The 12689-nt window shown below is 61.3% G+C and carries 8 protein-coding genes; 5 read left to right on the top strand and 3 right to left on the bottom strand.

The genetic code is table 11. The features are described 5' to 3' along the window. The first annotated feature begins 150 nt into the window (after window positions 1-150). Window positions 151-1212 carry an FUSC family protein gene (locus CIB54_RS14205; RefSeq protein WP_065953122.1) on the top strand — a complete coding sequence of 354 codons (1062 nt, stop codon included), beginning with the start codon at window positions 151-153 and terminating at the stop codon, window positions 1210-1212. Between the two features lie 61 nt (window positions 1213-1273). On the opposite strand, the gene CIB54_RS14200 is transcribed toward CIB54_RS14205, so the two are convergent. Together CIB54_RS14200 and CIB54_RS14195 are read right to left on the bottom strand one after the other, a co-directional pair. After that, window positions 1274-5107: an Ig-like domain-containing protein gene (locus tag CIB54_RS14200; protein WP_232790549.1), complete on the bottom strand. Its 3834-nt coding sequence runs from the start codon at window positions 5105-5107 to the stop codon at window positions 1274-1276. Between the two features lie 283 nt (window positions 5108-5390). Further along, window positions 5391-6143: a TetR/AcrR family transcriptional regulator gene (locus tag CIB54_RS14195; protein WP_101220112.1), complete on the bottom strand. Its 753-nt coding sequence runs from the start codon at window positions 6141-6143 to the stop codon at window positions 5391-5393. Window positions 6144-6497: 354 nt separating this feature from the next. Here CIB54_RS14195 and CIB54_RS14190 point away from each other — a divergent pair, with 354 nt between their 5' ends. The 4 genes from CIB54_RS14190 to CIB54_RS14175 are packed head-to-tail and all read left to right on the top strand — an operon-like array spanning window position 6498 to window position 11112. Further along, window positions 6498-7205, top strand: a complete 708-nt coding sequence (locus tag CIB54_RS14190; RefSeq protein ID WP_101220111.1) for an ABC transporter ATP-binding protein — start codon at window positions 6498-6500, stop codon at window positions 7203-7205. Further along, window positions 7202-8401, top strand: a complete 1200-nt coding sequence (locus CIB54_RS14185; protein ID WP_101220110.1) for an ABC transporter permease — start codon at window positions 7202-7204, stop codon at window positions 8399-8401. The genes CIB54_RS14190 and CIB54_RS14185 overlap by 4 nt, the downstream gene beginning before the upstream one ends. Next, window positions 8394-9872 carry a TolC family protein gene (locus CIB54_RS14180; RefSeq protein WP_101220109.1) on the top strand — a complete coding sequence of 493 codons (1479 nt, stop codon included), beginning with the start codon at window positions 8394-8396 and terminating at the stop codon, window positions 9870-9872. The genes CIB54_RS14185 and CIB54_RS14180 overlap by 8 nt, the downstream gene beginning before the upstream one ends. Further along, window positions 9862-11112, top strand: a complete 1251-nt coding sequence (locus tag CIB54_RS14175) for an efflux RND transporter periplasmic adaptor subunit (protein ID WP_101220108.1) — start codon at window positions 9862-9864, stop codon at window positions 11110-11112. The genes CIB54_RS14180 and CIB54_RS14175 overlap by 11 nt, the downstream gene beginning before the upstream one ends. Before the next feature lie 173 nt (window positions 11113-11285). Here CIB54_RS14175 and CIB54_RS14170 read toward each other — a convergent pair whose 3' ends face one another. Then, complete coding sequence (locus CIB54_RS14170) at window positions 11286-12680, bottom strand: FAD/NAD(P)-binding protein (protein WP_101220107.1); 1395 nt, start codon at window positions 12678-12680, stop codon at window positions 11286-11288. Window positions 12681-12689 lie beyond the last annotated feature (9 nt).

Below are 12689 nucleotides of genomic sequence, written 5' to 3'. Positions count from 1 at the left end.
TGCTTTCTGAATGAACGCGGTGCCTGTGAGTTTCTCGCGAGCAAGCTCGCTCCTACAGACAGCGGTGTACGCTTGACTGACTGACATTAGGGCAAGCCCCCTCTCACATTGGATCGGTTTGCCCTGACTAATGAGGCCCCTTCAATACCGATGAACCTGCCCCTTTTCGCCCGGCGCCTGTTGCGCCCCCTGCTCGACCCGTACCGGCGCTATCGCCACGCCAAGCTGATCCACGCCGTGCGCGTGTCCATCGGCCTATTGGCGACGATCCTGCTGACCAGCGGCCTCAACCTGCCGCATGGCGAGTGGGCGTCGGTGACCATGCTGATCGTGATCGGCGGCCTGCAGCACCACGGCAATATCGGCAAGAAGGCCGTGGAGCGCGCGTACGGTACGCTGATCGGCGCCAGCGTCGGTTTGCTGCTGGTGGTGCAACAAGCCTACTTCGGCCAGCCATTCCTGACTTACCTGCTGATGTCAGCGGTGTGCGGGTTCTTTTCCTACCATGCCATCGGCAAGGGCGGCTATATCGCGCTGCTGTCGGCGATCACGGTGTTTATCGTCGCCGGGCACGGCGACAACCCGATCTCGGACGGCCTGTGGCGCACCGTCGATATCCTGATCGGCATCGCACTGGCGCTGGCGTTTTCCTTCGCCCTGCCGCTGTACGCGGTGTACTCGTGGCGCTACAACCTGGCCAGCGCCCTGCGCGATTGTGCGGCGATCTACAGCCGCATCATCAATGGCCAATCAGTCACCGACGATGAGCACTTCAAGCTGCTCAACCGCTTGAACGCGGCGATGCTGCAACTGCGCTCGCTGATGCCGTCGGTGTCCAAGGAAGTGCGCATTTCCATGACTGAACTGGACACCCTTCAGCGGCATTTGCGCCTGTGTATGAGCACCCTGGAGATTCTCGGCAATACCCGGCCGGACCCTCGCGATGAGCAGGCGACAGCGCGAATGCAACTGATGCTGAAGGCCGAGCACCGGCAAATTCGCGTGCAGTTGGTGGGGATGGCGCGGGCGTTGAAATCGGGAGTGACGGAGCGATTGGAGCGAGAGGCGCCACCCATGACAGGTGAAACAGAAATGCAGGCGCCGGTGTACAACGCATTGGACGGGTATCGGCTGCTGACATTGCAATTGGCAACCAACGTGGATGCGCTGCGCCAGCGGTTGGCCCAGTCATCCAGACGCTGGAACATCTAGGTGAGGAAGGACCGTCTGCGCAGACGCATGACGGCCTTCCCTTGACGGCACAGCCTTGGCTTTACCTGCGGATAACGCCGATGCCGAGTGGTTTGGTAAACACATTATCCTGCAGCACAGTCTGCGCGCCAGTGGCCAGGTTCATCCCGTAATACCAACTGAAGCCGTAGATGTCTTTGTGGGAGAGTGAAATCGACCAATAATCGGCATTCCCCATCGGCCAACGGTTGCCATAGGCAGCCCTGATTGCATACAGCTCGTCGATATAGACCGAGGTCAGGCCTCGACTCACGGCGCTTGAGCGGATGTCACTCAATGTCCCTCCTCCCAGGCCATAGACGTGCCAGACCTCGTAGCCACTGACCGTGCAATTTCTCGTCTGGGGCGGCGAAGCACTGTCAGAAACCGTTATCACGCATTCACCGTTGCCTCGCAATGAAACAAAGCCGCTCGAGTCAACGACCGCCACCGCACTATTGCTGCTTGAGTACCGATACGGCGGGGTCCCTCCTGAGGCATTGATTCGAACCGAATTGCCCGCATCGAAGTTCGGCAGGATGGTGGGATAATCCGGCAGTATGTAGGTGGTTGCATCGAGATAAACATACGTTTGGTCGATCACCAATGGCGAGGTGAGACTGATGGTGTACTCCGTGTCTGGAAAGCTCACCGCCGCAAACTCATCTTTGATGCCGGGCTGATAGTTGACCTTGGTGCTGACTGTGATTCGAGCGCCGTCCGGCAGGCTCTGCAGCCAATCACGGGATACCGGCACGTTCGCCAACCCGTTGGCTTGCTCTATCGCATTGATGGGATGGTTTTGCAGCAACACCAACGGCACGACCCCTGGGCTGTCGGTGGTGATTGTCGACCAGACGTGCTGGTTTTCCACACTCAGGCGCCATTTGGGCGAGCCGGCCAGCGCATCGCCGGTCAATGCGGGCGGATTGATGCTGGCGCCGTGAGGGATGTAATTGATCAGTACGCGCGGCAAATCGTCGGGCGCAAGGCTGCCAACCATGACCCTCTGCACTTCGGAAGAACCCTCGCCACCGCTTGCCAGTACGACGGAATATTGCAGGCTCACGATACTGTTGACGCTGCTGCCCAGGATCAGATTATTGATATTGAACGTGACCGTACCGCCGTCCAGCCCGTCTTGAGGGCCGAGGTAGAACTGCGTTCCGTCCGCATGGATCCAACGCAGGATCACACTGTCGGTACCGCCCTTATTCATACCGGGATAACTGACGTTGACTTGGCATTTGTTCTCAACCGTCAGCGGATCGATCGATACAACCGGCCCGGTGGCTGGTATGGAATCCTTGATGCCAGGGTGCGGGAAGATGTGCTGTTGCCGTTGAATCCTGTGGTGGCGGACATCAAACAGCACAGCGTCTTCAAATTTGCCGGTGCGATTGAAGGTCACCCAGAAGCTGATCGTCAGATCAGACCCCTCCTGCAAATTGCGCAAGGCCAGGACCGGTGTGTCACTGGCAATGCCGTTAAGAACCTCGTCGGCATTAACGTCGCGCCCTCGATACACTTCGTTGAGATAGGGCGCGCCGTTGCTGCGCACACCTTCATAGTTAAACCACATACGCTGCCCCAGGAAGGCATACGGCCAGGCAGGCACGCGTGTTTCATCGAAGTCCTGAAGCAACGGAACCTCCAGGACCGCACTGTCACCAATGCTGTCGATTACCGGCCCAGCCAGATGACGCGGCGGCAACAGGCGCACCTCCAGGACCGGCGAGTCGGTTGCAAAACCGTTGCGGACCACCTCAAAGAACACCTTGATGGTGCGTCCCAAAGGGTGGAGGTTGAAACCGATCACCTGGGTTGGGACGGTGAAATCGATAAAGTCGCCGGCCTGGTTGTCTTTGGACTGCGAGTGAGTGCCTTCTTCGGGCAAGCCCTCACAATGCATCACAACCTTGTCCATGCGCTTGATCTGGTCGTACCGCACCCGCACCGTCGCACCGTTTGGCCAGCACCGCGCGGGATCAAGCTCGTCAGGGTCGGTGGTCGCCTCCAGAACCTGGGGCGCAAACAGCTCACCCAGGGCCGTGCCAATCGTCACCAGCAGGTCCTCGGAATACTGAACGGCGCCAAAACGATCACGCAGGTAACTGACCGTCAGCGTGCCGTCCAGGTTACCCAGAAACAACTGCAGGGGAATATCCAGCAACAACGGATTGGGCGGTGGCGCGCCCAGGGTGTATTGGAACTGTACTACGCCACTCGAGGAGCCCGTGTATTTGACGATGATGATATCGCCCTGTTTGAACTCGGTGCGTAACTCGAGAGTGCCGACACTGCCCACCGTAGCGGGGTCGACATTGCCGTTGACTGCCTCGTGGATGATCGGCGCAGGCAAATCAAGCGCGGCTCGCCCGATCTGCACGTACAAGCGCTCCGACTCGCGTACGTCGTTGGCGCCGGAAACCTCATAGTGCACATTCGTATTGCCCAGACCCTCGAACTTACTGTATTCGGCGTTGGCGAAATCGCGAGTGCGTACATGGGTGCCGGCAAGCCGCGTAGACGACACGCGTTCCACCGTACCGTCCATGCGTTGCCCCTCAATTTGGACTTTAAGGCCGTCGCCCGGATCGCCGGGTGGCTGGTAATCCGGCATCTGCGCGGTAATACGCGCATGGTCTGGCGCGATGAAGGGACCAAAGGCCTCTCTGACGATGGGTTTGGGCAATTCGTAGCGACGGCCGATTACGTTGACGGTCAATTTCTTTGACCGCAACGGCGCCACGCCAGCTCTTACGCGCTCGTAATAGACGGTCAACGAGCTTTGAATGAGGGACCGCACCCGTTCGTTTCTAATGGGAAAGTCGTTGTACCCACGGATCATGTCCTGTTGAAGCGATTCAGTCATGAATTCGCCGCCGGGGGTGGTGCCTCGCACCGTCAAGCGAATGACATCACCGGTCTGGAAGTTCGGGTCATTGCGGGCAACGAATACCGAGGCCGTCGCCGGGCTTCGGCCCAGCGCATCGGCATCCAGTGTCAGGCTGGCGGCGTCGGCCTCGACAATTTCAGGTGGCGCAAGCGGCTCAATATCCTCCAGGTCGACTTGCACCAGCAGCGGCCTGGACTTGTGTTCCAGCGAACCGGAAATATTCTGCACTTCGTCCAGCACGTAGAACTGCACGACGTACTGGCCATTGTCGAGCGCGTTCAAAAACTGCGGGTCGATCCGAAACTGCACGTCACTTCCCACCTGGCTCTCGGTCACTGGCGCGAGGGGATAAAGATGCTCCCCGAAGAACAGCCGCACACTGTCGTTGACGCGCATGTTCTTCCAGGCCTTGATGGTGGCCGTCACATTGTCCACCACCGTGCTATCAATGGCGGTGTGCGAAAGCGTCAACACCAGCTCGGAATGCCAACCATCACCGGGCATTTCGTCTTCTGCGCCTGGACGTGTGTCCTTGATGAACACGACTTGCGGGACAGACGTCCGAGGCGTGGATGACCCGCGCTTGCGGACCTCGCCATATACGTTTGGGATAAAGCCCAACTGCAAGAACTGCCGGGGAATGGTCAGGTAAAACTGGTCGTTGTTCACGGTCGTGACGTCAACAGTATCTTCGGCCAATATGATGCCGTTCATTCTTATCGAGTAAACATCCGCGACCGAGACCTCACCCAGTACGGGATCATCCCAGCGACTGAAAATATAGTGCAAGCCATCTTCGATATGGCGTATGCCCAGCCCGTATGCAGCGTTTTGCACCGGCACGACCTGTCGGGGCGAGGTGAAGGGTGGCTCCAGGTTTTCGAGGATCATGACCCCCGGCTGAGTGGGAGACTCTTTCGGCTGGGCCGGCGCTACCAATACAGGCAAGGGGCGTGGAACAAGGGGGGTGGCAGACATGAGAAGCCTCCAGATTGATCAGCGTGCAGCCAGCACACGCGCCTGGAAACAGGAGACACTTGCCCATATCGAACGTCTAGCTGTGAGAGTTGACAGTAGCGACCAATGGCATCGCCATGCCGGCTGCCATTTTTTAAAGGGTGCCAACGCACTTTCACACTTTCTCTTACATATTTTTCACGTTTTATTCACAAGCCGAGACGTAGTGTGAAGCCTCATCCGTTACAAACGTTGCATATCAAGCCCGCCGCCCCAGCGGGCTTTTTTTTGCCCTGGATTTGGCCTAGCGCGCAACGGTGGCGGCGGGGGCATTCGCCTGCTCGCGAATCGCCCGCTGGGTCTGCAGCACTTTAGCCAACGCTACCTCGGCCTCGGCGCTTTGTTGCGGTACCCGAATCGCCGCCGACACCAGGGTAATCAGCTTGGCCATCACCTCGGCGTCCGTGGCCGGGCGGCCCAGGCTCATGGAGTTCATCAGCAGGCGCAATTCGGTGCCGGCCATCACCCCGGAAATCGCCTTGAGGGCAAATTGCAGGCGCACACCCAATTCTTTGCGCGGCAGATCCGGCAGCGCCAGGGCAAACGCTTCGAAGAAACGTTGGAACACCGGCTGGTAATGGACCTTGAGGTATTCCTGGATGAAGGGCGAGGTGTCGCTATAGACCCGGCCCAGGAAGCGAATGAATGAACGCCCTTCCCCGCTGGCGGGATCGCTGCGCTCCATCCCCATGGCGGGGGCGAACAGCACACCCAGCAGCGTGTCGCAGTCGAGCGGGCCGTCGGCTTCGGCTTCACAACGCGCCAGCAACTCCAGGCGTTGCTCATTGAGCGGCTCGAGGCGCTGCATCAGCAGGGTTTTCATCAGGGAATCCTTGTCCCCGAAGTGATAATTCACCGCGGCCAGGTTCACCTGGGCACGCTCGGTAATCTGCCGTAATAAAACAGCGTCATATCCGTACTTAATAAAGAGAGCCTCTGTCGCATCCAGCAGTCGAGTCTTGGTAATGTTTGGAGCGCTGAGTTTCTTCGCGGCCATAAGGGTTCCACGGGGGAAATATTGTTTTAAAAAATATTTTGATTTTTTTATACCGGGGCCTTCGTTCGAATGCAAGTAATGACACGGTGCCATGTGATCGAAAGCCTCTGCATACCGCGATGTCGAGGGTGGCCAACGGCTTTTCGCGCACCGAGTAATGCGTTTGAAAAGGTCACTGCGACGCCTTAAACCGCTCTAAATCCACCGCTGGCGAAGCGCAATGAACGCGGTTACTATTCAAAGAATTTTTTAAAAACAAGAAAATAATGAGTCTCTGACGGGCACTGTCAGCTCCCCAACTTGTTACAACGTTTTACGGGGTAGCACCGCACCATTGAGACGGCAGGCGTAGTCATGATCACAGAGCCCTCCGCGCACCCCAACCTGATTTCCTTGCAGGGAATCGGCAAAAGCTATCAGCTTGCCGGGCAACACCTGTCCATTCTGAATGACGTGTGCCTGTCCATCGCCAGCGGTGACAGCTGCGGCATCCTCGGCGCGTCCGGCTCCGGCAAAAGCACCCTGCTCAATATCCTCGGCCTGTTGGATCTGCCCAACTGCGGCCAGTATCGCTTCGCCGGTCACGAAATTTTCAACAGCAGCCCCGATGAACTGGCGGCGATCCGCAACCAGCAGATCGGTTTCGTGTTCCAGAGCTTCAACCTGCTGCCGCGCCTCAGCGCTCTGGACAACGTCGCGCTGCCGCTCAGTTACCGCGGCGTATCCCGCCATGAATCGGTGGAACAGGCCTTGCGCATGCTTGAGCAAGTCGGCCTGGCCGAGCGCGCCCACCACCGCCCGGCGGACCTTTCCGGTGGTCAACGCCAGCGCGTCGCCATTGCGCGGGCGCTGGTCGGCAAACCCTCGGTAATCCTCGCCGACGAGCCCACCGGCAACCTCGACAGCAGCACCGCCCAGGACATCATGGACCTGCTTCTGGCGCTCAATCGCGAACAACAGGTGACGCTGATCATCGTCACCCATGATGCGCACATCGCCGAGCGGCTGGAGCGCAAGATCCTGGTGTGCAACGGCGTGGTGCACGAGGCCGAGCGCCTATGAGCCTGCGGGTCGAACAGAGTCTGAGCCAACTGCTGCATGAAGCGTTTATCAGCCTGCGCACCCTGGGCAAACGCTCGGTGCTGGCGCTGCTGGGTATCGTGATCGGCAGTTCGTCGGTGGTCGCGTTGATCAATATCGGCCATAACGCCGCAGTGGATGCCGCCATGATTTTCAAGGACATGGGCACCGACACCCTGATCGTCCAGTTCCCGCCCAAAGGCAGCGGCAACGTGCCGATGCGCACCCGGCTCGACCTGGGTGCGGTGCGCCAGGCCGTACCGGGCATTGCGCACATCGGCGCGCTCAGCTTGTTCAGCGGGCCCATCGTGTTCCATGGCCGCACCGCCAATGCCAACTTCGTCGGCAGCACCCCGGATGTGCAGGCGGCCATGCGCCTGGTGGTGCGTGAGGGGCGTTTTCTGTCGGCCTTCGATGCCAACCAGACCTATGCCGTGATCGGTGACCAGGTCGCCCAGGCCCTCGGCGCCCCCGGTGAACCACTCAAACCGGGTGACCGCGTGCGCATCAACGACTACCTGTTCCTGATCATCGGCATCCTGCGCAACCAGCCACGCGCGATGCTGATGCCGGTGCAAGCCAATGAATCGCTGTTCATTCCCGCCGAGGGCATGCGGCGTATCTTTGCCAACCCGCAGATCAACAACGTCATCATCCGAGCTCAGCCAGGGCAAGACATGGAACGTGTGGCACGGGACGCCGCCGCCGCGTTGCAACCACAACTGACCGAGCACAACGTCGACATCACAGTGCCCCAGCAAATGATCGATGGCATGACCCGCCAAAGCCGCACCTTCGCCTACCTGCTGCTGGCCCTCGGCGCGATTTCCCTGGTGGGCGGCGGTGTCGGGGTGATGAATGTGATGCTGATGAACGTGTCCGAGCGCCGTCGCGAGATCGGCATTCGCATGGCCCTGGGCGCTCGGCAACGGGATATCCGCAACCTGTTCCTGCTCGAAGCCATCACCTTGACTGCCGTCGGCGCAGTGTGCGGCGCAGTACTGGGCATGACCGCCGCCTGGCTCTACGCCTGGCTGTCGGGCTGGGCGTTTTCCCTGGCGGTGTCCGCCCTGCCCCTGGGCGTTGGCAGTACATTGCTGGTGGGTTTGTTCTTTGGCATCTACCCGGCGGTCTCGGCCTCACGCCTGCAGCCGGTGGAGGCCTTGCGCGATGAGTAGATGGTTACTGCTGCTGGCACTGATCAGCCTGCCCGCCATGGCCGCCGAGGTGGTGATCAAGCCCTCGGCGCCCAGCACTACCCGCAGCGGCTACGACCGGGGCGTATCGCTCAATGCCCAGGTGACCACCTTGACCCTGGGCGACGCGGTGTACCTGGGCCTGCGCAACAACCCGGCGATCCGCAGCGCCTACCTGCAGCGAGTCGCGCAGAAGTTCGACCTGCGGGTCGCCGAAGATGTGTTCAACCCCAAGCTCACCCTCAACAGCTACTACCGTGGCACACGCGGTTCCCAGGACAGCGCGCGCAACGCCAACCTGGCGCCGTCCACCAGCCTGCTCGGCGAATACGGTACGCGCCTGAGCATGGCCTGGACCCAGCAGTTGAACAACGCCGACCGTGCCGGCCGTTACCGCAGCGACGGCCTCGACCTGGCCATCATCCAGCCACTGATGCGTGGCGCCGGCTGGGACGCCACCACCGCGCCGCTGCGCCTGTCACGCCTGGCGGAACAGGCCAACCGTCTCAACCTCAAGGCCACCGTGGCACAAACCATCAGCCAGATTATCGCCACGTACCGCGAGTTGCTGCGGGCCCAGGAGCAGCAGGTGATCGTGCAGGACGCGCTCAAGCGCTCCAACACCTTGCTGGAGGTGAACAAGGCGTTGATCAGCGCCGGGCGAATGGCCGAATTCGAGATCGTGCAGACCGAAGCCGACATCGCCACCCAGCAATTGGGCGTGGAGGAAGCGCAGAACCAGCTCGATACCAGTCGCCTGGCCCTGTTGCGCCTCTTGGCCCTGGACCTGTCCACACCGATTCGCGCCACCGAAGCGCTGGAGGCCCGGCCCATGGAAATCGACAAGCGCCAGGCGTTCAACCTCGCGCAAAACCAGCAACCGGAATACCTTGCCGCCCTGCTCGGCAGCCAGCGGGCCGACCTCAATCTGGTGATCGCCAAGGATTCGGGGCGCTGGCAAGTGGACCTGGTGGCAGGCGCGAACCAGGTGCGCGACGCAAACGACAGCGATAATGGCCGCACCCATAACCGCAGCTGGGACAGCTACGCCGGCGTACAGGTGCAGATCCCCATCGGCGATATCAGCACGCGCCAGGCCGAAGTCAGGGCCCGGGTGGATGTCGAGGACCAGGAAATCCGTATCACCGACGCCCGCCAGGAACTCGAGCGCAGCGTCAACGATGTGGTGCGCGACCTCGGCACCCGCTGGCGCCAGTACGAGATCGCCCAGCGCGCCGTGGACCTGTCGCGGCGCAAGATCGAGATTGAACGGGAAAAACTCAGCGCCGGGCGCTCCACCAACTTCCAGGTGCTGAGCTTCGAAACTGACCTGCGCAACGCCGAGAACGCGCGGCTCAATGCGCTGATCGCCTATTTGAACGCTCAGACCCAGCTTGACTTGACGCTGGGCATGACCCTGGAAAGTTGGGAAATCGCCCTCAATGACTACTAATCGCAAACGCCTGCTGGGCGCTGTGTTGATCCTGCTGGTGGCAGGCGTCGGGCTGGTCCTGCACACCCCGGCCGAGAGCCCGGCCAGCGCCGGTGACGAACAGTGGCTGGCGGTGAAGCCCGACCCGTTGGTGCATCAGATCGGCCTGGTGGGCAAGATCGAGCCCGACACCACCGTCACCCTCACTGCACCGTTCGACGGCAATGTACTGGCCAACCTGGTTGAGCAAGGCCAGCGCGTCGAGGCCGGCCAGGTACTGTTACGCATGGACCCGGCCACCGTCGAAGTGCAACTGCGCGACGCCCTCTCGGCTCAGCTCAAGGCGCGGCGCACCGTGCAGGAAATGCAGGACTGGGACAGCAGCGCCGCCGTCAGCCGCGCCCGGCGCAGCCTGCGCACCGCAGAAATGAACGCCGGCAATACCCGGCGCAAGCTCACCGAAAGCGAAAACCTGTTCAAGCGCGGCATCATCCCGCGTAACGAACTCGACGACCTCCAGCAACAGACCCAGCAGCAGCAACTGGACCTGGCAGCGGCACGCAGTGAACTGCAACAGGCGCTGGAACAAGGCAAGGGCGAATACCGACAGATCGCCGATATGGAGCTGACCAATGCCACGGTCAAATACGACGCCCTGCGCAAGCTGCTCGAGGGCAAGGAGGTCAAGGCGCCCTTCTCCGGCATCGTCGTGCCCGCACCCGGCAACAGCACTGCGTCCCAAAGCGGCGTCAGCAACAACGCACCGGTACAAGCCGGCAGCAAGGTCAGTCAAGGTCAGGTGTTGTTTGGCCTGGCCAATATCGAACATTTGAAAATCGTCGCCAAGGTCTCCGAACTGGACATCAATCAACTGCATCAGGGCCAGGCGGTGGAGGTGATGGGCGATGGTTTCGACGGTGAGCGGCTGACGGGTTCGGTGAGCGTGGTCAGCGGCCTGGCGATCGCCAATGACAGCCAGGGCAGCGCGCAGTTTCCGGTGACATTGTCGATCCCCAGCCTCACGCCGCAGCAGGTGCAGCAGGTGCGGCTGGGGATGAGTGCGCGGTTGACCATCGTTACCTATAACAATGACCAGGCGATTGTGGTGCCAAGCGCGGCGATCGGGCCCGATATGACGGTTGAATATCGGGAGTCGATGGACCAGCCGGTGGAACGGGTGAAGGTGACGACCGGGCAATCGACGCCCCAGGGCGTTGAAGTGTTTGGCCTCAAGCCTGGACTGGTGAAAGTCTCAAAATAAATGCAGATCCAAATGTGGGAGGGGGCTTGCCCTGATGCCAGTCTGTAGGAGCGAGCTTGCTCGCGAAAAACATCAACGATAACGCGTGCTTCCTGAATGAACGCGGTGCCTGTGAGTTTTTCGCGAGCAAGCTCGCTCCTACACTGGGATCAGAGCCTGCCCCCCTCCCACATTTAAATTTGTGTGAGTCTGGCGGCCAGCGCCTTGGCCTGGATCGCCACATCCGTCACCGCCGTACTCTCCCACCACATCCCGCGCAATGGCGGGCCCATGGCGAACAGCCGCCCACTCACCTGGCCCTGGGCATCCAGCACCGCGCCAGAAGTGTCCGCCGCAATCCCCAGCGCCAACGGCCCAGGCTGGACCAACCCGCGCTTGAGCAATTGTTGCGGCAACGGCCGGGCCACGCGGCGCCAGTCGTACTCGATGCCGCTGGAGTTGATCAGCGCCGCGCCGGATACCTGGGTGAGGCTCTGCTCGCCGCGATGGCGCACGCCAATGGTCACGCCGCTGGCCGAAGGCAGCAGCCCCTTGAATGACGCGGCGTGAATCCGTAGCCGCCCCTGCGCGTGCAACCGTTCCACCAACTGCGCACTCAACGGCGGCGAACGGTGGTGATGACTTTCCCACCACGGCCGCACATGGCGCACGAACTGACGTTTCTCGCGTGCGCTCGCCTGGCTCCACAACCTTGCGACATGCACCCGGACCGTGTCCAGCGGCGCCTGCCAATCCACGCCCTGGGCGAGCGCAATACGGCATTGGCGGCGCACTTCACGCAGCAGCTGCCGAGGGCTGCGCAGCGTGTGATCAGCGCCGAGAAAGTCGTCCCAGCCCGGCGGCTGGCGGCGCACATGGGGCAACAGGCCATGGCGCGAGAACACCTCGATCGGCCCACGATGCCCGGCCTGCTCCAGAGACACCACGGCATCCACCATGGTCAGCCCGGAGCCGATGATCAGCACGGTCGAATGCGGGTCGAGCCGGGCCATGGCCTGCACATCCCAGGGGTCTACTGCGGCCGCGTTCAGGCCGCTGGATTCGGTCTGCGGCGTACGCGCTGCCGGGAACATGCCGGTGGCCAATACCGCAAAGGCGCCCCGCAGGCGTTCGCCGTTATCCAGGGTCAACAGGGCGCCGGCCGCGTCGATTTGTACGTCGACCGCCTCTGCTCGGATATGCTCGACGGTGGATGCGGACAGCGCTTTGGCCTGCGCCAAGCGCTGCTGCGCGTACAGACCAAAAATGCCCCGTGGCGGGAACAGTTCGCTGATGGGCACAGGCTGTTGCGCCGACTCCGGCCACCCGCCGGCGCCGATGTAGTCGGTGAGCCACTGGGTCAGGTCATCGGCATTGTCCGGGTCGACACTCATGCGCGCCGCATTGCCGTTCAGGGTGTGCCCCAGTTCGACCGCACTGTAGGCCTCGCCGCGCCCCAGTTGCGCACGCGGTTCGATCACCAGCAGGCGCCGCCTGCCCGGCAGGCGCAGCAGTTGCACCGCCAGCATCGTGCCGCTCAGGCCGCCGCCGATGATCAGTCCATCAGCGTTGCGGATCGATTCACTCATGCACCTTCG

Origin of the sequence: Pseudomonas fluorescens (genome assembly GCF_002837185.1) — a bacterium.
GTDB classification, from domain to species: Bacteria; Pseudomonadota; Gammaproteobacteria; order Pseudomonadales; family Pseudomonadaceae; genus Aquipseudomonas; species Aquipseudomonas fluorescens_AM.
The sequence above is the reverse complement of the archived record's forward strand: the minus strand, read 5'-3'. Positions and strand labels throughout refer to the sequence as shown.